We start from the raw sequence: 23,007 nt of genomic DNA, 5'->3' as shown, positions 1-23,007 counted from the left end.
AGCCAGATGCGGTCGTGAAGCGTCAATGAACCACTGAGGGTTATCTGGAGTGAGCCGACGGTGAACGCGATGGCCGCGGTGAAGATCGTGACGAGTTCTATCGCGCTGACGGCGGAGGTCGCCAGCGTGTGGCGGAGATCCTGGTTCGCGTCTTCCTGCTGGCGCCACCGGTCCTGCTGCTCGTTGGCCCAGTTGGCTCGCTGACGACCTTCTTTGATCATTTCGCGTTCGTGCAGATACTGTTCCTGTAACAGTTTGTGGCTCACGCGGCTGCCGATCGCGGGTAGCAGCCGGAGCGCGGAGTCGATGCTCCTGAGTGCCTCGTCGTAGCGTCCGCACATGCGTTGCCCGGTCGCGAGCCGGAAGTGGAAGATGTGGTCGTCGGGATACTCGGCGACCGCCTCGGCCGCATGCTGGCGCAGCTGTTCTCCCTGGTCGTCGAATGGTGATGCCGCCCACAGGGCGTTCAAGCAGACATCGACGACGTGTCGCGACCTCGGGGATGCCGTCCATGCTTGATCGAGGAGTTCGGTTGCATATTCGGTGGTGATCGTCCGGCTGCCGAAAGCGGCGAACGCGCGCAGTCCGATGAAGAGCGGGTCACGGCGGTGCCGGTCGGCGGCGACCGCGAGAAGTGATGCGTCCAGGAACTGGTACAGCTCATCGAACCAGAAGTTCGCCCGGAGCTTGCCGGCATGGTAAAGAGTCGCGAAACAGCAGATGTCGCTGGACCCTTGAAAGCGCTCGATGATCCGACCGCTGGCAAGGGTCAGGTCCTCGCGCGACTCGACGGTCTCCTTGGTGATGAAGGCATACCCGAGTGACCATTTCTCGGTGATGTCGCCACGGTGCGGGCCGGCGGCGTGTTCACCGAGCCACCGGGCGCACTGGGCCGCGACCCCCACGGTCGGTTCCTGAAGGAAACGGCGACGCCAGTACCTGTCCGCGCAGATCAGCCACGGGTCCGTTACGAAGTCCGCGGACGCAACGTCGAAGGGCGGTTCCACGCCTGCGTCGAACAGGGCGGAAGCCACCGACTCGCATCTGCGGTCCAGCTCCCGCGAGTCAGCCGTCGGCGCCTGACCCAGCTGCGCGACGATCGAAGTGATGTCCATGCGTCCCCTCGGTTTGCCCCCTTGGGACAGGTATTTATCACACAGATGGCATTCTTTCGGTGCATACTGTGAACATGCAGGTGGATGTGGTGACAGCGGCGCATGCCGCCTATGCCTGCTATATCCCCGCTGCGTGGGCGTCGCTGCGTAGCCAGAGCCACCGGGACTGGACCTGGCGGGTGCAGGTGGACGGCCCTCCGGGCGACGTCCTCGATGCGTTGGTGGCCTGCGGGGCCGCTGCCGATGACCGGGTACGGACCGCGGCTCACGGTACGGGCGAGGGCCCAGCGGTCGCGCGCAACATCGCGCTCGGCGTGTGCACCGCCTCGCTGGTTCAGAATCTCGACGCCGACGATGAACTGGAAGACCATGCGCTTGCGACGCTCACCGACGCGCTCGGGGCGCATCCGTGGGCGGGTTTCGCCGTCGGTCATGCACGGGACCTGTTCCCGGACGGCACCCTGCGCTCGCATTCCCTGCCGCTGTCGACCGGAGTGCTGCAGCGCGGGGCGCTGCCGGCGGCGTGGACGACCACTCCATCCGAGGCATATCGACTGCCCGTGCATCCCGCCGGCGTGATGTGGCATCGAAGCCTGCTGCTCGCCCTCGGTGGATGGTCCGCGCTGCGTGGCGTCGAAGACACCGCCACACTGATGGCGGGCTCGGCCTTGGCAGCCGGCGTACTCATCGACACCCCGACGCTGCGTTACCGCAGGCATGGCACGCAACGTTCCCTGGAGAAGTCCGATTTCTCCGGGGGGGGGGCGCAGTATTCCCTGATTTGACAACGAGCCGCTCTCCTCGCAGCGGCGTCCCCGTGGCGTGACGTCGACGGTGGCGAGGTTGAAGATACAGAACGGCGTGTTTGTTGATTCTTCCCGTTTCTGGAAGCGCGAACCCAAACGTTTTTCTCACTTCTTTTGGGCGGGTATGTCGGCCGCCTCGATGGTGGTGTGCCGCAGCCTGATCTCAGGCAGCAACCAGCTCAGCGCGAAGGCCACCAGGGCGATCGGCACGGCGACCAGGAACACGACGTGGATCGAGTCCGAGTAGATGTGCGTGACCAGGTTGTGCAGGGCTGGGGGCAACTGCACCACGGCGCGCGGGTTGGCCTGCGCCTCGCCGAGCCCGCCGGACAGCGAGCCACCCGAGCGCTGCGCCGTCAGCTTGCCGGTCAGCACGTTCGCGAAGATAGCACCGAACACGGCCACACCGAACGATCCGCCGATCGAGCGGAAGAAGGTCACTCCGGACGTGGCGACGCCGAGGTCAGAATGGTTGACGGAGTTCTGGACCGAGATGACGAGCACCTGCAGGACAGCGCCGATACCGATTCCCAGCACGGCCATCGACACCGACTGCTGCAGCGTGGAGGTGCCCGGGCTGAGGAACGACAGCGCGAACAGCCCGATCGAGATCAGCGCGGTCCCGACCACCGGGAACACCTTGTACCTGCCCCAGCGGCTGACCAGCCGACCGACGGTGATCGAGGTCACCAACAGGCCACCCATCACGGGCAACAGCGCCAAGCCGGACTGTGTCGGTTCGACGCCTTTGACTACCTGCATGTACAGCGGCAGGAAGGTGATGGCACCGAACATCACGAAACCGACCGCGAAACCTATCGCGCTCGCGGCGGAGAACACCTGGTTACCGAACAGTGCCGGCGGCAGGATCGGTTCGACGGCGCGGCGTTCCACGAGGACGAACAGAACCGTCAGTACAATGCCCGTCACGGCCAGTCCGATGATTTGCGGCGACGACCACGACCAGGTCGTTCCACCCAGGCTGGTGAACAGCACGAACGACGTCGTGGCGGCGGCCAACACGAGAATGCCCAGGTAGTCGATCACCTGCTTGACCCGGTTCCGGGCCGCCGGCATGGCGACGGTTGTCACGATCAGGGCAGCGGCGCCGACCGGGAGGTTGACGTAGAACACCCACCGCCAGCTCAGGTGGTCGACGAACAGGCCGCCGAGCAGCGGCCCGATGACGCTCGACACGCCGAAGGCGGCGCCGAACAGTCCCTGGTACCGACCCCGTTCCCGGGGGGGCACCACATCGCCGATGATCGTTATCGCTCCGACGATGAGCCCGCCGCCACCAATGCCCTGCAGCGCACGGAAGCCGATGAGTTCGCCCACGGACTGGCTGATCCCGGCCACCGCGGAGGCGACGAGGAAGATCACGATCGCCGCCTCGAACAGCTTCTTCCGGCCGTACAGGTCGCCGAGCTTGCCCCAGATCGGGGTCGACACGGTCGAGGCCAGCAGGTAGGCGGTGACGATCCAGGACAGGTGGGTCGCGCCGCCGAGATCGCCGACGATCGTGGGCAGCGCCGTAGAGACGATCGTCTGGTCCAGCGTGGCGAGCAGCATGCCGAGCATCAGGGCACCGAGCACCATCCACAGCTGGCCCCGACTGCGCACCCCCTCACCAGACATCCCGCCGCTGGGCACCCTGGCGGCAGCAGGCGCCTCGCCGGCGCCGACTGGTGACTTCAGTTGGATCGAGGTCATGACGGAAAGGCCCTTCTCGATGGGGACTCACCCGCGGCGGGAGGCGCGAGCCCGGCGGCCAGGTTGTCGAATGCCGCGGCGACCAGGTCAGGTAGCGAACTGTCGCCGGGGCGGTCCCGCCATCGCAGGCTCATCGTTCGGGCGACGGCCAACGCCACCGAGACGACGACCGACGGGTAGGCGTCCACGTCCGGGTCGAGCCCGCAGCGTTGGGCCATGACGTCGACCAAGGCGGCCTCGTAGCGGCTCCAGCTGGCGTGGAACGCCCCGACAAGCGCGGGGTTCGCACGGATGAGGCGAATCTTCGCCTGTAACTGGTCACGATGCAGGGCTGTGTCGATCGACCGGGCGATCATGACCGCTCGCAGCGCCGCGACCGGTGACTCCTCGGCCGGCCGGTTGGCCAGGGCGGAGACGACCTCCTCGATCTCCTCTCGGTCGATGCCGGCGATGGCGTCTTCTTTGGAGGTGAAGTAGTTGAAGAACGTCCGGGTCGACACCTCCGCCGCTTCGGCGATGTCGTCGACCGTCACGGCGTCGTAGCCCCGCTCGTCGGCCAGGTGGAGGGCCGCGTCTCGCAGCATCCGCCGGGTCTTGAGCTTCTTGCGCTCACGAAGTCCTAATTCGGGTGGTGCGGTTGCCATGGGCGCGACCTCCTCAGTTGGGTTCGCACACAACAACTTTGCACCAAACGCATTTATTCTCGTCCAGCAACTCTGCACTTCGTGATACAAGCCACACTGTGCTGGACGACCCGGTGCGCGCCCGGCTACTGGCCGCCTTGGCCGAGCCCGGCTCGGCCACCACACTGGCCGCGCAAACAGGCCTGACCAGGCAGAAGGTCAACTATCACCTGCGCACGCTGGAACAGCACGGCTTCATCGAGCTGGTCGAGGAACGACGCAAGGGCAACTGCACCGAACGGGTGCTGCAGGCCACCGCGAGCTCCTACGTCATCTCCCCGGCGGCATTGGCCGACGTCGCCCCGGACCCTGACCGCGCCCGGGACGAGACCTCGGCCCGGTGGATGCTCGCCCTCGCCGCCCGTCTGATCAAGGAGGTGGGCGAGCTCCTTGCCGGCGCCACGGCGGCCCGCAAACAGCTGGCGACGTTCGCCGTCGACAGCGAGGTCCGCTTCGCGACCGCCGCGGACCGGGCCGCCTTCGCGGCGGAACTGTCCGAGGCGGTCACCGCGCTGGTCGCCAAGCACCACGACGAGAAGGCGCCGGGCGGGCGCAAACACCGACTGGTAGTCGCCCTGCATCCCAGTCTGAAGATCCCGTACCTGCATCCCGACCCGCACCTGCACCTGCATCCCGACCCGAACGTGCATCCCGACCCGAACGCCAACCCGAGCCCAGTCGGGCCCGGTCCGACCGAGGAGAGCTGACCATGTCGAACGAGTCGCCGAACCAGTCCAAGCGGGAATTCGCGATCGAGCGCGAGACGGTGCACCCGACCACGCCCGAGGAGTACTGGGACGCGGTCACCACCGGCAACGCCTGCTGGCTGTGGCCGATGGAGGCCCCGGAGCCGCGGGTCGGCGGGGCCGCCCCGTTCGGCGGCACGGTGCTGGCCTGGGAGCCACCGCATCACCTCATCGTTCGCTCCGTTGGCCCGGATGGCTGGTTCAACCAGCTCGAGCACCTCGTGGAGACCCGGGACGGCGGGACGACCTGGGTCCGGTACGTGCACAGCGGGGTGTTCGTTGACGACTGGGACAGCCAGTACGACGGTGCCGCCAAGCACACCGACTTCTATCTGCACACGCTCGGCCAGTACCTGCGCTACTTCAGCGGCCGCCCGGCGAGCTACGTGGCGGTTGACGCACCGGCCTCCTCGATCACTCCGGACGGGTTCGATGCGTTGCGCCGGGCCCTCGGGCTCGCCGACGCCGAGCAGGGCGACCAGGTCCGCGTCACGGTGCCCGGCCTCGCCCCGCTGGACGCCGGCGTCGACTACCTGACCCCGCACTTCCTCGGCCTGCGCACCGACGACGCGATGTACCGCGTCTTCGGGGCGCCGGTCGCCGTGGCCGTCCACATGTTCGCGCCCGACGCGGACCAGCAAGGCACGGAGAAGGCGCTGCGGTCATGGCTCGAGGAGGTCTACGCCTGACCCGACCGGGGTGGACGCCGCTGTTGCTTCTACTGCTTTTACCCACGGTGTCGGTAGACGTCCGCCCGGTGCTCGATCGCGACGACGTCGACAGCGGTCTGGTTCAGCGCCACAACAACGTGGGTACCAGCCCGACAGCGACGATGAACCAAGCGGTCCGCCATGGACGATTCGGTCGCAGAACTCCTTCGAGCACTACGAGCGCCCCTACGAGCGCCTAGTCCCGCCATACTCGCAACGGCGGGCGGGGGACGAGGCTCGTCCTACACAGAACGAAGAAGGGTGCGCACCCAATCACGGTACGGGAGCCGATGCCGTTCGTAATCAGTCCAAAGTACGAGACATGAAGCTGCCCCGGTTCTGTTCACAGGTGGGGTTTTGGATGGTTATGCGGCTTCGTGGCACTGGTAGAAGCGTGTTGCGCGGGAACTATCCGCCCGACGAGGTGCGCGACGATGTGCGCGACTCTGGTGCAACGCCGGCCTCGGCGGCCGTCGCCTCGTCCCCGTCTCGTCCGTCGCGGCGAGCGACCCGAGCAGCGCGACCGACCTGGCACTGGTGGAGGCCAACTCCTGGTGATAAAGCACCAGGAGTTGGCCGTCCGAGTAGCCGGTGGTCGATCGAGATCGTCACCGGATGGACCTGGTAAGTAGGGAGCAGCTCGTCGCCATGGTGGAGGAAGCCACCGTCAGGCGACGAGGACGACGGCAGCGCGGAAGGCTGCGAGGGCAGCACGCGCGGAACAGGCACCCGTTCCAGCCGAGGTGGATACCGCCCAGTAGGCGCCGCCGGTTCGTATCGCCTGGACATCCGTTCTTGCCGCCGACCACTGCCGGGATATGCCGCGGGACATCCTTCGCCGGCAGGCTGACATGATCTGCCTGTCAACGGACTCGGGGGGATGCACGATGGTAGGTGTGGGGGTCACGACAACCAGCTATCGCGGATGGCGAGTCCTGAACCGGCTTGGTGGCGGGGGGATGGGCGTCGTTTTTCTCGCGGAGCGGGACGGGCACCGGGCCGCGTTGAAGATCATTCGTCCTGAATTGGCGGATGATCCAGCCTTTCGAGCACGATTTCGCCGAGAGGTTGAGTTGGCTCGCCGGGTAGGTGGCCTCCGGACGTGCCGGGTGCTGGACGCCGATCCGGACGCCGACGAGCCCTGGATTGCCAGTGTGTATATTCCCGGACCGACTCTGCAGGAGCACGTCGCCCACTATGGGCCGCTGACCGATGGCGCCCTGTGGGCGTTCGCCGCCGGACTGGCCGAGGCGCTCACGTCGATTCATGACGCCGGTGTGGTCCATCGGGATCTCAAGCCGGCGAATGTCGTCCTCGCCGCGGACGGTCCCCGTGTGCTGGATTTCGGGATCGCCCGGGCTGCCGACAGTACGACGATCACTCACAGCGGTCTGTTGGTCGGCAGTGCGGGTTTCATGGCTCCCGAGCAAGCCTCTGCCGAGGATGTCGGGCCGAGCGCCGACGTTTTCGCATGGGCGAGCACCGTCATGTTCGCCGCAACCGGGCGTCTGCCGTTCGGTATCGGCCCGGCCCCGGCTGTCTTGCACCGCATCGTCCACAGCGTGCCTGATCTCACCGGCATCGACATTCCACTCGCTGCGCTACTGACTCGCGCCTTCGCCAAAGTCCCCGACGCTCGGCCCAGTGCGCAACAGCTTGTCGAGAACCTCGTGCGGACGCAGGGTTCGGCAGCGGCCGCTGCGGTCACGCGTCTTCTAACCTCCGCATGGAAGCCCACCGTGGAGCTTCGACCCGAGGGCGAACCGGAGATCATCGGTGGAACCGCTCGTCGTTCGCGGTGGCCCTGGGTGGCTGGCGCGACCGCCGTAGCGATGGTGGCGGGGGTCGTTTTTGCCGTCGCGGGTCACGGGCCGATCATGCTGCAGGTTCCGCTGATCGCGGTGCGCGATCAGCCTACCGCGACGGCTCCCGCCGCCTCGTCTGCTCTCGCAACCCTCAGCGCGGCAGCAGCCCCGCCCGCTGCGCACGCGGCGTCTGGTCCAGCGGACCCTGTCGCTTTCCTGCACCAGTACTGGGAGGCTGTCGACCGACACGACTGGGCGACCGTCTACAACTCCCAAGGCGCCGACCGACGAGCGAAGACAAGCCAGGCCCAAATCGCCCGGGATTATCGCACTACCCGTCTGTTCGACGCTGCCGTTCTCGCGACACCCACCGCGCGCAACACCGCTCAAACCTCTTTCGCGGTGTCAGTTCAATATGTCAGTACGCAGGATACCGCTGATGGCCCGGACGGTCAGGCTTGCACTCTCTGGAACCAGGGCATAATCTTGGACCGGCTGGACGGTCGCTTACGTATCACCGGTACCCACAACAACGACGCAGGCCTCGGCGAGTACTCACCCTGCCCGTCCGGATATACCCCCGAACAACAGCCACTGCTCGTACCCGATAATCTTCTTCCTCTCCAGGGATTCTGGTCCGGGCACGGCCGTTCGATGGCTATCCTCGGGACAACAGGGTTTCTGGACTACCGTACCTACATCCGATGCGATCAAAACCCGTACGGCTACCCCTGCGACCAATTCATTGGTGATGAGATCATATCCGGCGGGCACTCGTTCTTTACTTTCAGTAACGAACGTACGACTACCGGAACATACTCCGGAGATGTCACCGTCCTGGCTATCAGCGCCCCCCAGCCCCCGGACATCGGCACCTTCAGCATTGTGAACCACGTCATGACGGCCAGCATCGAATCAGACATCTCTTACTGTCAGACAGGGGCTCCCGCAAACGCCTGCGGCGCGTAGGCATGGAGGCCCGGGGAAGGTGGCGGCGGCATTGTGGTCCTCTGCGCGGGTTCGAGGCCAAGGCCGCGTCCGTTCCGGTGCCATCGTGGCGGGAGATCGACCTCGGCCACGACGTCCACCAACTGTCATGGTCCACGTGGCGACAGCTGGTCGGCGTCATCGGCGCTTAAGAACGAGGAGTACGCTTCGACGAAGTACACTCCTCGTTCTTGGGATCATTGATGATCAAGCCTGCCCGCATCTTCGATCGTGACTTCGAGTGGCAACAGCTGGCAGCCTTTGCCGCACGCGACCGGGGACAACCACGGCTGGGCGTGGTCAGTGGACGCCGTCGCCAGGGCAAGACTTTCCTGATCGAGGCACTGGCCCGCGAGACAGGGGGAATGTACTTTGGAGCCACCCAGGCGACCGAGACGGAATCGCTCCACCTCTTTGCCGAAACCCTGGCCGAGTACGTGCAAGCGCCCGTTCCGCCACGCTTCATCAGCTGGGACGAGGCGGTCACCTATCTGTTCGCGGTGGCTGGTAGCAGGCCGGGACCGGTCGTCATCGACGAGTTCCCCTATCTGAGCGCGGCGTCGCCAGCATTCCCGTCGATTCTCCAGCGGGAGATCGATCGGGCGGTGGCGCGGGCGACCAGCATCTCACTACTGCTGTGCGGCTCGGCCGTGTCGGTAATGGGAAGAATGCTGGCGGGCAGCGCTCCGCTTCGCGGGCGGGCCAGCCTTGAGCTGGTGGTACGCCCGTTCGACTATCCGTTGGCCGCTCGTTTCTGGAACATCGGCGACCCCGCGTTGGCCGTCCGGCACCACGCCGTCGTCGGCGGTACGCCGGCCTACCGCAGGTTTGTCAACGACGACTCTCCGGAGAGTCTGGCCGACTTCGACAACTGGGTGCTGCGGACGGTACTCAACCCGGCGACCCCTCTTTTCCGGGAAGCCCGCTACCTCCTCGAGGAGGAGGCCGACGTCCGGGATACGGCTTTGTATCATTCGGTTCTCGCGGCGGTGGCCGGTGGCAACAAAACCCGGGGAGGAATCGCCGGTTACATCGGTCGCAAGGCCGCGGACATCGGCCATCACCTCAACGTGCTGGAGGACTGCGGGCTGCTCCGCAGGGAAGCCGACCTGTTCCGCCAAGGACGTTCGGTCTACCGGATCGCCGAACCGCTGATCGTCTTCTATCAGGTGGTCATGCGGCCCCGATGGGGGCTGTTGGAGAGCGGTCGCGCCGCGGCCGTCTGGCAGGATGCCAGGTCCCGGTTCTCCGCCCAGGTCCTCGGGCCGCACTTCGAACAGATCTGCCGCGAGTTCGCGGTCGCGGCACCTCCCGAAATCTTCGGCGGGCTGCCGGCAGAGGTCGGCGCCGGGGTCGTCGCGGACCCGGCGCGCAGGACCCAGATAGAAGTCGACGTCGCCGTGCTCGCGCCCGCGAACCCGGGTGAACCGCGTCGGGTGCTGTCCCTGGGGGAGGTGAAGTGGGGTGAGGTCATGGGCGTCCGGCATGTCGAACGCCTGCGCCGGGCCCGTGAACTCCTGGCGGGTAAGGGATTCGACACCCGGGACACGGTGCTTGCCTGCTACAGCGGCGCCGGTTTCGACCCGGAGCTGCGGGCCTCGACCAGCAGTGACCAGGTATTTACCATAGGTCTGGGCGAGCTGTACAAACCGGAGGAGTAGGTCGTTTCCGTCGTTCCGGTGACGGTTTCCACCTACCGGCGGGCCTGATGATCCATCCTGTTCCGCTTACCCCAGTATGAAGTGTCGTACCCGCCCCGTTTCACCGACCCGCGGCCGGCGACCCTGTTCGCAATGCATCCCGCCGAAGTCGCCGGCATCGGCGTGCTGTGGACCGTCGTCCTCACCGCGTGGACGGTATCTGTGTGGACGGTATCTGTGTGGACCTTGGCGGCCCTCGTCGTGGTGAACCTCGCCTTCGCCACCATCGACCCCACCTACGATCAGCACCGCAGCCAGCAAACAGTCCACAACCCTGAACGGCAGAAGCCGCGGCGACACCCTCGTCCAGCAGCGCGAAGTACACAGCGAGGTGACGAGGAGGGGTTGCCGGCGGCCGGACCCGAAACAGGGGCGCACCCGAGACCACCCACTGAAGGATCTCCGCCTGGTCGGTGGCCTCCTGCCTGTCGTACGGAGACACTCCTGCTACCAGGTCGGCAACCACCGAACGGGGCTCGTCGTCGAGCAGCGGCACCGCAACCTCCCACGGAATGGTCGACGACTAACCGCGGTCACCACCACGATCACCAAGGAGATCGGCGGACGCTCGCCCAACGAGGCGGCGACCTGACGCGGAGGCCTCGGCACCGCCGATGAGCGAGATTGTCCGGAGACCGCGACGGACGCCTACGGTTCCATCGCGAGGACGCCTGGAAGATCGGCGAAGCGTGCCTCGGCGTCGCGGCTGAAGATGATCCGTCCGGTCTCGGCCGCGTGCGCCGCGATAATCAGATCGTGGGCGCCCCTGTGCCGTCCGATCCGGCGCGATGCCGCGATGAGACGAGCGTGATGGACGGCCGTGCTTTCTGTGTAGTCCAGCACGTCCAGCACGGACGTCATGGCGGACAGTGATCGTGAACGATCGGCGGCCCTGGCGGCGGTGTCGGCCAGCTCGATTCCAACGCGGTATTCAGCGATCGAGACCGCTGCGACCGCGAGATCGTCGTCGTCCAGTGCGGACCTGTCGACAGCTCCTCGTTCGTAGGCGATCAGAATGTTGGTATCGAGGATCAAGCTGCGGCCCACGGGTCACCCTCGTCCGCAGCCAGGTGACCTACCGCCTGCGCGATGCTGCGCTCGAAGGTGTCGTCCGGCGGTGTGGTGCCGACGAGAGCACCTCGAAGGTCGGCGCCAGTCCTTCGACGCGCCGGTCCGATCTCCGCGATTGGATGATTGCCCCGTGTGATGGTGATGGTCTCGCCGGCCTCGATCGCGTCCAGTAGGTCCGAAAACCTCCGGGATGCCTCTGTAGCCGTGATGGTTCGCATGGCCATCAGCGTATCTGAGAATCAGATACACCGTCACGCTGCTTGCGTCGATCGACGCGGAGTCTGTGGCACCAGGCCGCCCGGAAGATCTTGGCAGGGTGTGTCCGACAACCCACCACGCCACTCGTCGGGCTGGGCGGAGCCCGTTCGCCTACCCGACCTCGCGATCGGGCTGCTTCTTGGCGTCCCGATCTCCGTGGCAACTGAAATGTAGCCAGGTACAAGCTGGTATCTGCCGAGCAGTCGCCGCCAGCGTGGCGACGAGACCATCAAGTATGGTTACCGAATTCGGTGGGAACAGTTCGACCAGCAGCCAGCGCTACTCTGACACGCTGAGTTTTCCACCAACAGGCCGAACATGTCAGCCGGAGACGGTGACGTTTACAGCGCGACCGTCGGGATCGCGGAGCAGGTGCTGGCCTGGGGGAAGACTCGTTTTCGGAAAGTGGCGGGTCGAGAGGACGAAGCCGAGACGCAGCGTTCCGGTGGATCCGTTCCGGCCTGCGGGATAGATCTCAAGCACGCTGCCGCCGGCGAGGCTGGCGGCAACATGCTTCGGCCCGTTCCCGTGGCGTTCGGCTGTGAACACCAGACCGAGGCTTTCATAAAAGGCTTGGCAGCCGGCGACGTCAGAGGTGTAAAGGACGAGTAGGCTGAGCTGCGGGTTGTTCACGGCCACAGTCTTTCTCCACGGCCAAGCGGGTTCGGCGCCGAGTGTGTGGCCAGGAGGGCACGTACGGCGGGCGGCCTCGTGCGGTGAGGCGAAGGCTTCTTCGTAGCCGCCCAGCCTCCTTGGTTTCAGTTAGAGTATAAGTGAAACTAGAATCCGGCCATGGTTTCAGGTCTGGCAGGCGGCGGGACGGCCGGGTCGTGGCTGGGCCGAGGTCAGTTCCGCTTGGGCTTGAGCTGGCGGCGACTCAGTGAGGCGCTGCGCGCACACCCGATAGTCCGCCAACCCGGCGACGGTCGCCGTCAGGAGGAGTGGCCGCGGGTCAGCCCGGTGCTCCGGTGGTCGCGTTTCCCGCGGTGTAGGAACGGGCGCCGGTACCGGCGAGCACACCACCCTGAACGATCAGGTACTCGTCCCGGATCGGCCTGTTCTCCAGCCAGCATTCCAGGATCTCCCTGGTGCCGGCGGCGTAGCGGGCCTGCGCGGACAGCGACGAACCCGAGACGTGCGGCGTCATCCCGTGATGCGGCATCGCCCGCCACGGATGGTCCTTCGCGGGCGGCTGGGGGAACCACACATCGCCCGCATAGCCGGCGAGCTGCCCGCTCTCCAGGGCGCGTACCACCGCGTCCCGGTCGCAGATCTTGCCGCGAGCCGTGTTGATCGTGACGACGTCGCAGACCGGCACCATGTCCTGCGTGGTCGGATGGAAAGTGAGACCGAGCTCCCGCTCGACGTCCGCCGGCAGCGGGTGGCGGTTCTGTCCGGTGGGCCGAGAGCGAACGCCCGACGTGGCTGCTGTTGCTGATTGCTACCCGGCCGAAATGCCCCGATCGCGACGCGTCACCAGCGGATCCGGCAGGTAGACGGCATGATCAGCAGCGTACTGTGGGCAGGTGGACCCGTTGCGTGCCTTCCGGACCGTTGACGACGCCGCCGCCGCCGCCGTAGCGGCCACTATGGTCGCGGCCGAGTCCCGCCTGCAGGACATCTGGCGGCACGCCGTTATCCAGCTGCTCGACGACTACACCAGTGCGCTGCGCCACCAGGGCCTTGAAGCAGCGAGTGCGATGTGGGCCGACCGCCCACGGCCGTCCGGCGACCGCCGAGTGGACGCGGCGCTCGCCGCGCTCGGGGAGTACCTCGCCCGTCGCGACGGCCGGCAGGCCCCCCCATGGGTGCGCGACCCGGCACTCGAGGCGGTGCCGTGGTGGTTCGTCACCGCGCTCAAGGGCCTCCATCCCCGGGCGCTGGTCGAGTCCCCGCTGTCATTCCGCAAACGCGGCGTGTTCATCACCAGCGGCGCACTCCAGCGGGCGTGACATGGCCAGTCCGGGTCTCGGCCGCGAGTCGATCACCAGCCTGTTCCAGGAGCTCAACGACGAACTGGGCCGGCGCGGCGCCAAGGCCGACATCTTTCTCGTCGGCGGCGCCGCGCTCGGCGGGCTGACCGCCGACCGTTAGGCCGATCTCAACGTTGTGCCGCCGGCCGGCGGAGCAGGGCGAGGGCGGGCACGGTTCCGGCGAGGGAGATCCCGGCGGTGGCCCACCAGACGGTGCGGAACGCGTGCAGCTGCGTGCCGCCGGTTTTAGCGCCGCCGAGGACGGCGACCACGATGGCGACACCCAGGGCAAGGCCGGTCTGGCGGAGCATGTTGATGACTGCGGACCCGGTCGCGAATTCGGGCGGGGGCAGCGAGGCTGAGGCGGTGGCCATCATCGTCGGCAGGGTCAGGCCGACGCCGACACCAGTGAGGATCATGCCGCCGAGCAGGCCCGAGGCGTAGTTCGGCTCGGTCCCGATCGCGAGGGCCCACCAGGCGACGCCGGCCCCGAAGGCCACGCCGCCGACCGCGATCACAGCTGCGGGTCCGTAGCGGGCGATCAGACGGCCGGCGAGGCCGAAGGAGATCAGCGGAACCATCAGCGGTCCGGGGGCCAAGGCAAGGCCGACGCGCAGGGCCGACCATCCCCAGTGGCCCTGCTCCCACAGCACGATCGACAGCAACATCGCGCCAAACGCTGCGGAGAAGGACAGGGCGACGATCGACGCGCCGGTGAAGGACCGGGACGCGAACAGTGACGGGCGGATGAGCGGCGTGCGGCTGCGCAGGCAGTGCGCTGTGAACGCGGCGAGCAGCAGCCCGGCGGCCGTCAGCGACGCGATGATCGAGGACGACGTCCAGCCCCAGTCGCTGCCTTTGACCAGCCCGAACGTCAACAGCGCCACGCCACCGGTCATGAGGATCACGCCGAGCGGATCAGGCCGCTCGACGGGGTGGCCGTGGATGTGGGGCAGCCGGCGCCAGCCGACGACCAGGGCGGCGATCCCGACGGGGACGTTGACCAGGAACACCCACCGCCAACTGGCGGCGACCAGCAGGCCGCCGACGACCGGGCCGATGCCGGCGGCCACCCCGCCGGCCGCGGTCCACGCGCGGACCGCGCCGGGGCGGCGCGCCGGTTCGTAGGCGGCGAGCACCAGCCCGAGCGAGGTCGGGGTCAGCAGTGCAGCCCCGGCTGCCTGCACCAGCCGGAAGCCGATCAACATCTCGACGCTCGTCGATGCCGCGCAGGCGGCGGACGCGGCGGTGAAGACGGCGATGCCGAGCAGGAACCCGTGGTCACGGCGGTAGCGGTCCGCGAGCCGCCCGAAGAACACCAGCAGCGACGCGTAGACGATGGCGTACCCGTTGAGCACCCAGGACAGTCCGCCCAGGTCGGACGCGCCGAGATCGCGGGCGATCTGCGGCAGGGCGACGTTGACGATGAACAGGTCGAGGCTGGCGAGGATGACGCCGGCGCACACGATCAGCAGCACCTGGCGCGGCGCTGCCTGCCTTGGTGCCGCGGTCGGACGGTCGCGAACCGTGGCGAGTTCTGTCATGGAACTGACTCTAGAGGTAGTGAGTTCCATCATGCAACTAGCTAGCATGGGGGCATGGAACGCAAGAGCTTCGCCGACATGCACTGCTCGGTCGCGCAGTGCCTCGAGGTCGTCGGCGAGTGGTGGTCGATGCTGATCCTGCGGGACGTCTTCTTCGGAGTCAGCCGCTTCGACGCGTTCCAGGATCGGCTCGGGATCTCCCGCAACGTGCTCAACCAGCGCCTGAACAAGCTGGTGGAGTCCGGCATCCTCACGAAGAAGCCTTACAGCCAGCATCCGCCGCGCTACGATTACCGGCTCACCGAGAAGGGCCGTGACCTGTGGCCGGTGTTGGAAAGCATGCGGCAGTGGGGCGACAGGCACGCCGCGCCGGACGGTCCGCCGGTTCTCATGAGGCACACCAACTGCGGGCAGATCTCGACGGCGGTCATGACCTGCTCCAGCTGCGGCGAACCGCTCGAGGCACGAGGTATGCAGGCCGTCGCCGGGCCAGGGGCTCCGGACGGCTGCATCCCTGTTGCCGGGCGCTCGTAACGGTGTGAAGAAGATAGCGGAAGCCATGGAGAGCCGGCCGAAAGTGAGCAGTTTCGGAGAAGCGTCGGTCACCGAGCCGCATCTAGCATGACCGTCATGGCCATCACGATTCACGCGACCTTCCTGGAGCGACCATGACCGGCTCTTCCACCCAGGGAATCAAGACCGTGCTGCATCCTGTTTCCGACCTGGCGACGGCCAAGGCGGTGTACACCGCGCTGCTCGGCGTACCGCCGCAGACCGACGAGTCCTACTACGTCGGCTACGAGGCCGCGGGCCAGCACATCGGGCTGGTGCCGGGCGGTGGACCGCAGGGCATGACCTCACCGGTGGCCTACTGGCACGTTCCGGACATCGAGGCGAAGCTGGCCGAGGTGACCGCCGCGGGTGCCACCGTGAAGGAGCCCGCGCACGACGTCGGTGGCGGCCGCTTGGTGGCCACCGTCACCGACCCCGATGGCAATGTCCTCGGGCTGCTTCAGGACCGATGAGGGCCGACACCCGCTCCCGCCCTCATCGTCGTCGCGACACCGAACATCGGCTCACCCGCGACGCCGCGTCCCAGCGCCGGTCGCTCCAACAGATGGAGACACGATGAGCATGGCCACGAGGACGGACACGCAGTCGCCTGCGCTGCACGTTCCCGACAGCCACGATCTGATCCGCGTGCAGGGCGCGCGCGAGAACAACCTCAAGGACGTCAGCGTCGAGATTCCGAAGCGCCGCCTGACGGTGTTCACCGGCGTCTCCGGCTCGGGCAAGAGCTCTCTGGTGTTCGGCACGATCGCCGCGGAGTCGCAGCGGATGATCAACGAGACTTACAGCGCCTTCGTGCAGGGCTTCATGCCGACGCTGGCGCGGCCCGAGGTCGACGTACTCGAAGGGCTGACGACCGCGATCATCGTCGACCAGGAGCGGATGGGCGCCAACTCCCGTTCCACCGTCGGCACCGCCACCGACGCCAACGCGATGCTGCGGATCGCCTTCAGCCGGCTCGGCGAGCCGAGTGCCGGGCCGTCGTCCCACTACAGCTTCAACCTGCCCGCGGCCGGCGCCTGCCCGCACTGCGAGGGCATGGGCAGCGTGACCGACATCGACCTCACCCAGCTCTTCGACGACTCCAAGTCGCTCGCCGAGGGCGCGATCACCATCCCCGGCTACAAGGTGGACGGCTGGTGGACCGTGGGGATCTTCATCGAGTCGGGCTTCCTCGACCCGGACAAGCCGATCCGTAAGTACACCAAGAAGGAGCTGCACGACTTCCTCCACCGCGAGCCGACCAAGGTGAAGGTCAACGGCGTCAACCTCACCTACGAGGGGCTGATCCCGAAGGTCCGCAGGTCGTTCCTCGCCAAGGACCGGGAGGCGATGGCGCCGCACATCCGGGCGTTCGTGGACCGGGCGGTCACCTTCACCGCGTGCCCCGAGTGCGGCGGCACCCGGCTCAACGAGGCGGCCCGCGCCTCGCGGATCAGGGGCATCAACATCGCCGACGCCTGCGCGATGCAGATCAGCGACCTGGCCGTTTGGGTCCGCGGCGTCGACGAGCCGTCGGTGGCGCCGCTGCTCACGACGCTGGCGCAGACCCTCGACTCGTTCGTGGAGATCGGGCTGGGCTACCTCTCGCTCGACCGGTCGTCGGGCACGCTGTCGGGCGGCGAGGCGCAGCGCGTCAAGATGATCCGCCACCTCGGCTCTTCGCTCACCGACGTCACCTACGTCTTCGACGAGCCGACGATCGGGCTGCACCCCCATGACATCCAGCGGATGAACGACCTGCTGCTGCGGCTGCGGGACAAGGGCAACACGGTGCTCGTCGTGGAGCACAAGCCGGAGACGATCGCGATCGCCGACCACGTCGTCGACCTCGGCCCCGGCGCCGGTACGGCGGGCGGCACCGTCTGCTTCGAGGGCACCGTCGAGGGACTGCGGGCCAGCGGCACCCTCACCGGCCGCCATCTCGACGACCGGGCCGCCCTCAAGGAGACGGTGCGGACGCCCGCCGGCCGGCTTGCGATCCGCGGCGCGACGGCGCACAACCTGCGCGACGTCGACGTCGACATCCCGCTCGGGGTGCTTGTCGTCGTCACCGGCGTCGCCGGTTCGGGAAAGAGCTCCCTGATCGACGGCTCGGTCTCGGGCCGGGACGGGGTGGTGTCGATCGACCAGGGCACGATCCGCGGCTCGCGACGGAGCAACCCGGCGACGTACACCGGACTGCTCGACCCGATCCGCAAGGCGTTCGCGAAGGCCAACGGCGTGAAGCCGGCGCTGTTCAGCGCCAACTCCGAGGGCGCCTGCCCCACCTGCAACGGCGCCGGCGTCATCTACACCGACCTGGCGATGATGGCCGGCGTCGCCACCACCTGCGAGGAGTGCGAGGGGAAGCGGTTCGGAGCATCAGTGCTGGTCCACCACCTCGGTGGCCGCGACATCAGCGAGGTGCTCGCGATGTCGGTGACCGAGGCCGAGGGGTTCTTCGGCGCCGGCGAGGCGCGCACGCCGGCCGCGCACGCCATCCTCGACCGGCTCGCCGACGTCGGGCTGGGCTACCTCAGCCTCGGCCAGCCGCTCCCTACGCTGTCCGGCGGCGAGCGACAGCGGCTCAAGCTGGCCACCCACATGGCCGGGAAGGGCGGCGTCTACGTCCTCGACGAGCCGACCACCGGCCTCCACCTCGCCGACGTCGAGCAGCTGCTCGGCCTGCTCGACCGGCTCGTCGACTCCGGCACGTCGGTCATCGTCATCGAGCACCACCAGGCGGTCATGGCACACGCCGACTGGATCATCGACCTCGGCCCTGGTGCCGGCCACGACGGCGGCCGGATCGTCTTCGAGGGCACACCCGCCGACCTCGTCGCCGCCCGCTCCACCCTCACCGGCGAGCACCTCGCGGCCTACGCCGGTACCTGACCGAGGCCCTCCCGGACACCGTGAGACGAGGTCTCTCATCTGTTTTGACCGAGCACGCTTCTACGCCGTCAGCGATCGGCGTCGGTGTAGAGCACCACGCCGCGTAGGTTCCGTCCGGCGGCCATGTCGGCATAGCCGGAGTTGATGTCCTCGAGTTTGTACGTCGACGTGACCAGTTCGTCCAGCTTGAGCTTTCCCTCGCGGTACATGTCCAGCAGCCAGGGAATCTCCACCCGGGGATTCGCGCCACCGAAGATCGCACCTTTGAGGGTCTTCTGCAGCAACGTCAGCTCGAACAGGCTGAGCTTGACGTCGAGGTCGGTTGCCGGACCCATCCCGGCCACCACGCAGGTGCCGCCCTTACCGACCAGAGCCAACGCCGGAGCGATGTACTCGCCACGCATCCGGTCAATGGCGATGACGGCCTTCTCCGCACCGCGGCCCCAGGTCAGGTCGGTCACTGGCGCCAACGCCTCGGCCAGCGAGGCGAAGGTGTGGGTGGCACCGAACCGCTGTGCCTGCTCCCGCTTGAAGGCCACCGGGTCGATGGCGATCACCCACTTCGCGCCGGCCGCGACCGCACCCTGCACCGCGTTGATGCCGACACCGCCGACACCGATGACGACCACCGTTTCGCCCGGTCGCACCCCGGCAACGTGGGTCGCCGAGCCCCACCCGGTGGTCACCCCGCATCCGACCAGCGCAGCCTTGTCCAGCGGGACGTCCTTCCTGATCTTGATCGCGGATGCCTGGTGCACGGTGACGTACGGGGAGAAGGTGCCGAGCAGGGAGGTCGGGATCACCGGCTTGCCGCGCGCGCGCACCCGGTACGACCCGTCCGAGATCGACTTCCCGGTCAGCAGGTCGGCGCCGAGGTCGCACAGGTTCTGCCGGCCCGACGAGCACGGCGGGCACTGCCCACAGGACGGGATGAAGCCGAGCACCACATGGTCGCCTTCGGCCAGCCCGCGCACGCCCGGACCGACCGTTGTCACCACCCCCGCACCCTCATGCCCCCCGAGGATGGGGAAGAATTTCGCCGGAAAATCCCCGTCCCCGATGTGCCGATCGGAGAAGCACAGCCCCGAGGCGGCCAGCTCCACCGTGACCTCGCCCTCCCGCGGGTCACCCACGTCGATCTGCTCGACCTGCCACTCCTCGTGCAGGCCCCAGACGAGCGCGCCCTTCGTCCGCACATCTCCTCCTATCCGGTTGCCTGGTTTCGTTTACTTTCACCGGTTTTGGACACCGAGACAGGTCCCACGAGCCGTGTCGCTGCCGAACCCACCCGCTGCGCGCCGTTTAGAGCGCCCGGCGACAGGGGACGCGGCATCGCGTGGTCGGGGCACGCACCTCGCCACGTTGTCGTCAGTCGACACCCAACACCTCCGGTGCCTCCCTCCTCCGCCTCGCGATCTACGCACCCCATCCAGGAAAGAAAGAGCCGTGATGGTGTGCTCACCGCGGCTACCCAGCGTGGATTCTGGGTCTGTCGGGCAGTATCGCGGTGAATCCTTCGAGCTGTCTTGTCTGACGGCGCGGCGCACGTGGACCACGGCGCACAGGTGGGGGACTGGCTGCGCGCTGCCACGCCCTCGAAAGCTGATCAGTTGCTTCCGGCTCGCGGCTGTTCGGACTCGGCTGGGAGACTGCGTCGAGCGACTGGGACGGCGATGATGAAGGCGATCAGGTCGGCGGGCGCGGCTGGGTCGCACTGGGCGAGGACGACGCGCTCACCGGGCACCTGTTCATCCAAAGGGGGACGTCGTAGGCTTCCGTGCGACGCGGTTCACCGGAGCCGACACGTGGGATGGGCGTTGAGCGAGTACCAGTACTACGAGTTCCTCGCGGTCGACCGGCCGCTTGACGCGCGGGCGCAGGCCGAGGTGCGCTCGCTGTCCACCCGCGCGCGGATCACCGCTACCAGTTTCATCAATGAGTACCACTGGGGCAACTTCCGCGGCGATCCGAGCCGGCTGATGGAACGCTATTACGATGGCCACCTCTATCTGGCCAACTGGGGAACACGGCACATCTCACTCCGTCTGCCACGCAGTCTGGTCGATCTGGATGTGGCCGAGCGTTTCTGCGTCGGCGACCAGGTCACGGCCTGGATTGCGGGCGAGCACCTCGTCCTCGACCTGACGAGCGACGACGACTCCGGCGCCTGGGACTACGAGCCGCAGGGATCGCTGTTGGCCATCATCGGCGTCCGGGACGAGCTCGCCGCCGGTGACCATCGCGCGTTGTACCTGGCGTGGCTGGCTGGGTATGGCACCTGGGAACGCGACGAACACGCCTTCGACGGTGACGAGGACGACGAACTCGAACCACCTGTACCCCCTGGGCTGGGCACGCTCACTGCACCGCAGCGCGAGCTGGCCGACTTCCTCCGCCTCGACGACGACCTGCTCGCGGTCGCGGTCGAAGCAAGCCCGCCACTCGACGAAACCACCGACGATTCCGGACACCTCGCTGCCTGGGTGGCGAAACTGTCCTCCGCCGAGAAGGACCGGCTGCTTGTGTGCGTCGTCCAGAATCACGCTGCGGCGGTGCGGATGGAGATGCTGCGCCGATTCCGCGACGAAACCATCCCGAGCATCGCTGATCCGCCCCGCCGCACCGTGGCCGATCTTCTGGACGGTGCGGCGCGCAGGCGCGCTGAACGGCAGAGTCTGCGCAGATATTTGATCTTGGTTGAAGGTCCCGAAATCACCGTCCGCCCGGTCGCCGCACGACCTGTGGGGCATCCGTCCGGGTGGCAGAGATCAGTGCTCGTCCAGCCAGGGGCGAGGCACCCGGTAGGACTGCGCGGTCGGCGGGGTGAGGTAGCCGGCACTGACGAGGAAATAGAGGTACTCGGGCACGGTCAGTCCGACCTCCTGGTGCAGGCCGAGCCGCAGCGCACGGTCGTGGACCCAGCCCAGCCGGTCGCGCACGCCCTGCTCGCTGATGCTCAGCAGGCGGGCGGCCTGCTTGAGCTGCAGCGGTTTCGCCGGCAGCGACGGCGGCCAGTGCAGCAGGTCCGCGAAGACGAGCCGCACGGCCTCCTCCTGCGAAGGCGTCATCGGCGGTGGCGTAGGCGGGCTGGCCGTCATGCCGGTGGTGGTGTCCCGGGACAGGCGCGGGCCCGCCGTGGGCGGCGGCAGCATGTCGGCCTCCAGCAGCACCCAGTGGTACGTCTCGGCCGGCAGGTCGCGGGTGAGGATCCGGACGGCGGCGCGCGGCCAGGTGACCCGCACCTGCCCGGCAATTGCCTGCGGCGGTTGACCCCATGCATGCAGGGTCGCGCCGTTGCGGTTGCGGACGTCGAGGTCCCAGCCGAACTCGGTCGCGGTGACGACGAGCGCCTCACGGGAGACCCGCGTGTTCGGGATCTCGACCCCGAGCGGCAGCCGCGCCTCCCGGCCGACCGTCAGCGTCCGCCCGACCTGCAGTCGCCCCCCGACCGGCACCCGGCAACGCCTCGGTCCGTACTCATAAGCAAGGACCCACCGGTCCGCAGGAACCTGCGCGTCCATTTCCAGCCTTCCGCGCACCGCGCCGTCGGTGGGTGAGGCGGGCCGGTGGGTTGCCGGCCCGCATCGTCCAGGTCAGTCGTCAGGACGACGTCGTGCTGCCCGCGACTGAGGTTCCAGGGCCGAAGGTGGCGTTACCCATAGCGATATCCATGGTGGTCACCTGGTGGGTGGTGTTGACAGTGGGGTTGCACTCGATGACCAGTTGCTGGGCGCCCTGCAGGTCCAGGTGAATCTGCTGCGGCCGCCCGAGAGTGATGTTGATCGGTGAACCAAGCTGGGTCGAGCCGTCCTTGACGAACGTGAGGGCCGCGGTGTTACCCGCCGCATTGGTGGCGTCATTGGGAACACCGATCACCGCGTCCAGGAACGCATACCCCGCGACATTATAGGTGACGTCGGTATTGGAACCACCTCGGTAGCCCGGCCGGCAGGCAAGACGGACGCTGAACGGGTAGCTGGTTGTCCCGATCTGCTCCGGCCCGGTACTCACGTAGACGTTACCGTTGTTGACTGGCTTGATGGAGGAGAGGTTGGTCGTCCCGGTGAGCTGCGGTACGTGGGACGGCGTGGCCGGGCTGGTTGTTCCCGGGGGAGTCGATTCGGTTGTTCCCGAGGGAGTCGGTTCGGTTGTTCTGCGACCGGTCGGAGTGGGTGTCACCGGGCCGGTCGTCTCGGGAATGGTGTTGTTCGAATTCTGGGCGACCGGGGTGGTGGGGCCGGGGCTGCCGTCGCCGAGGAGCTGCGACACGACGATCGCGAGGATGACGACGGCCGCGGCCGCGGCCGCGGCCGCGGCGAACGGCCACCACTTGCGGCTCGGCGATGGCGCAGGGGCCCTGCCGGGCGGCGGGGTGGGGCCCCCGGGATAGGGCGCGGACGGGGGCACGTTCGCGCCGGCGGGACGCGCCGGCGCCCCGCCACCCGGGCC

General features: G+C 67.5%; 19 protein-coding genes and 3 pseudogenes. 11 read left to right on the top strand and 11 right to left on the bottom strand.

Features of this window, described 5'->3' with window-relative positions; translation table 11 throughout:
- A partial coding sequence (locus tag U9983_RS17485; RefSeq protein WP_322755062.1) for a hypothetical protein occupies positions 1-1,115 on the bottom strand: 1,115 nt, incomplete at its 3' end.
- Between the two features lie 89 nt (positions 1,116-1,204).
- On the opposite strand from U9983_RS17485, the gene U9983_RS17480 reads away from it, so the two are divergent.
- Complete coding sequence (locus U9983_RS17480; protein WP_322755061.1) at positions 1,205-1,900, top strand: glycosyltransferase; 696 nt, start codon at positions 1,205-1,207, stop codon at positions 1,898-1,900.
- Positions 1,901-2,026: 126 nt separating this feature from the next.
- On the opposite strand, the gene U9983_RS17475 is transcribed toward U9983_RS17480, so the two are convergent.
- The gene (locus U9983_RS17475) at positions 2,027-3,634 is read right to left on the bottom strand and encodes an MDR family MFS transporter (RefSeq protein ID WP_416211424.1); all 1,608 of its coding nucleotides are present in this window, start codon (positions 3,632-3,634) and stop codon (positions 2,027-2,029) included.
- Positions 3,631-4,278 (bottom strand): TetR/AcrR family transcriptional regulator, encoded by a 648-nt coding sequence (locus U9983_RS17470; protein WP_322755060.1) that lies wholly within the window; start codon positions 4,276-4,278, stop codon positions 3,631-3,633. Before U9983_RS17470 ends, U9983_RS17475 begins: the two co-directional genes overlap by 4 nt.
- Before the next feature lie 98 nt (positions 4,279-4,376).
- Between U9983_RS17470 and U9983_RS17465 the strand changes: the two genes are divergently transcribed.
- From U9983_RS17465 to U9983_RS17450, 4 genes are all read left to right on the top strand, one after another.
- Positions 4,377-5,024: a winged helix-turn-helix domain-containing protein gene (locus U9983_RS17465; protein WP_322755059.1), complete on the top strand. Its 648-nt coding sequence runs from the start codon at positions 4,377-4,379 to the stop codon at positions 5,022-5,024.
- A 2-nt stretch (positions 5,025-5,026) separates the two neighbouring features.
- Positions 5,027-5,752 (top strand): SRPBCC domain-containing protein, encoded by a 726-nt coding sequence (locus U9983_RS17460; RefSeq protein ID WP_322755058.1) that lies wholly within the window; start codon positions 5,027-5,029, stop codon positions 5,750-5,752.
- 917 nt (positions 5,753-6,669) lie between these two features.
- Positions 6,670-8,547: a serine/threonine-protein kinase gene (locus U9983_RS17455; protein WP_322755057.1), complete on the top strand. Its 1,878-nt coding sequence runs from the start codon at positions 6,670-6,672 to the stop codon at positions 8,545-8,547.
- Positions 8,548-8,768: 221 nt separating this feature from the next.
- Positions 8,769-10,226: an ATP-binding protein gene (locus U9983_RS17450; protein ID WP_322755056.1), complete on the top strand. Its 1,458-nt coding sequence runs from the start codon at positions 8,769-8,771 to the stop codon at positions 10,224-10,226.
- 687 nt (positions 10,227-10,913) lie between these two features.
- Here the strand turns inward: U9983_RS17450 and U9983_RS17445 are convergent.
- The 4 genes and pseudogenes from U9983_RS17445 to U9983_RS17430 form a co-directional block, all read right to left on the bottom strand.
- Positions 10,914-11,312 (bottom strand): type II toxin-antitoxin system VapC family toxin, encoded by a 399-nt coding sequence (locus U9983_RS17445; RefSeq protein WP_322755055.1) that lies wholly within the window; start codon positions 11,310-11,312, stop codon positions 10,914-10,916.
- Positions 11,297-11,554 carry a type II toxin-antitoxin system prevent-host-death family antitoxin gene (locus U9983_RS17440; protein ID WP_322755054.1) on the bottom strand — a complete coding sequence of 86 codons (258 nt, stop codon included), beginning with the start codon at positions 11,552-11,554 and terminating at the stop codon, positions 11,297-11,299. Before U9983_RS17440 ends, U9983_RS17445 begins: the two co-directional genes overlap by 16 nt.
- Positions 11,555-11,915: 361 nt before the next feature.
- Positions 11,916-12,227 carry a VOC family protein gene (locus U9983_RS17435; RefSeq protein ID WP_322755053.1) on the bottom strand — a complete coding sequence of 104 codons (312 nt, stop codon included), beginning with the start codon at positions 12,225-12,227 and terminating at the stop codon, positions 11,916-11,918.
- A 319-nt stretch (positions 12,228-12,546) separates the two neighbouring features.
- Positions 12,547-12,984 (bottom strand): annotated as a pseudogene (locus U9983_RS17430) (NAD(P)-dependent oxidoreductase); the annotation flags it as partial.
- 136 nt (positions 12,985-13,120) lie between these two features.
- Here U9983_RS17430 and U9983_RS17425 point away from each other — a divergent pair.
- Positions 13,121-13,546, top strand: coding sequence for a hypothetical protein (locus U9983_RS17425; protein ID WP_322755051.1), 426 nt, complete (start codon positions 13,121-13,123; stop codon positions 13,544-13,546).
- A 1-nt stretch (position 13,547) separates the two neighbouring features.
- On the top strand, positions 13,548-13,688 hold the full coding sequence (locus U9983_RS17420; RefSeq protein WP_322755050.1) for a hypothetical protein: 141 nt from the start codon (positions 13,548-13,550) through the stop codon (positions 13,686-13,688).
- 7 nt (positions 13,689-13,695) lie between these two features.
- Here the strand turns inward: U9983_RS17420 and U9983_RS17415 are convergent, their stop codons facing one another.
- Positions 13,696-15,111, bottom strand: a complete 1,416-nt coding sequence (locus tag U9983_RS17415) for an MFS transporter (RefSeq protein WP_322749813.1) — start codon at positions 15,109-15,111, stop codon at positions 13,696-13,698.
- Positions 15,112-15,165: 54 nt separating this feature from the next.
- On the opposite strand from U9983_RS17415, the gene U9983_RS17410 reads away from it, so the two are divergent.
- The 3 genes from U9983_RS17410 to U9983_RS17400 all read left to right on the top strand — a co-directional run bounded on the left by U9983_RS17410 (position 15,166) and on the right by U9983_RS17400 (position 18,558).
- Positions 15,166-15,645, top strand: coding sequence for a helix-turn-helix domain-containing protein (locus U9983_RS17410; RefSeq protein WP_322755049.1), 480 nt, complete (start codon positions 15,166-15,168; stop codon positions 15,643-15,645).
- A gap of 134 nt (positions 15,646-15,779) precedes the next feature.
- Entirely contained in the window at positions 15,780-16,136 is a 357-nt protein-coding gene (locus U9983_RS17405; RefSeq protein ID WP_322749815.1) for a VOC family protein, read from the top strand.
- Positions 16,137-16,239: 103 nt separating this feature from the next.
- On the top strand, positions 16,240-18,558 hold the full coding sequence (locus U9983_RS17400; RefSeq protein WP_322755048.1) for an excinuclease ABC subunit UvrA: 2,319 nt from the start codon (positions 16,240-16,242) through the stop codon (positions 18,556-18,558).
- A 68-nt stretch (positions 18,559-18,626) separates the two neighbouring features.
- On the opposite strand, the gene U9983_RS17395 is transcribed toward U9983_RS17400, so the two are convergent.
- A complete protein-coding gene (locus U9983_RS17395; protein WP_322755047.1) occupies positions 18,627-19,754 on the bottom strand; it encodes an NDMA-dependent alcohol dehydrogenase in 1,128 nt (375 codons plus the stop codon).
- 621 nt (positions 19,755-20,375) lie between these two features.
- Here U9983_RS17395 and U9983_RS27950 point away from each other — a divergent pair.
- Positions 20,376-21,230 (top strand): annotated as a pseudogene (locus U9983_RS27950) (hypothetical protein); the annotation flags it as partial.
- 96 nt (positions 21,231-21,326) lie between these two features.
- On the opposite strand, the gene U9983_RS17385 reads toward U9983_RS27950, so the two are convergent.
- Positions 21,327-22,013, bottom strand: a complete 687-nt coding sequence (locus tag U9983_RS17385; RefSeq protein ID WP_322755045.1) for a hypothetical protein — start codon at positions 22,011-22,013, stop codon at positions 21,327-21,329.
- 145 nt (positions 22,014-22,158) lie between these two features.
- Positions 22,159-23,007 (bottom strand): annotated as a pseudogene (locus tag U9983_RS17380) (hypothetical protein); the annotation flags it as partial.

This window comes from Protofrankia sp. Cas3 (assembly GCF_963555955.1).
GTDB lineage: Bacteria > Actinomycetota > Actinomycetes > Frankiales > Frankiaceae > Protofrankia.
This window is presented reverse-complemented; position numbering and strand designations above follow the sequence as displayed.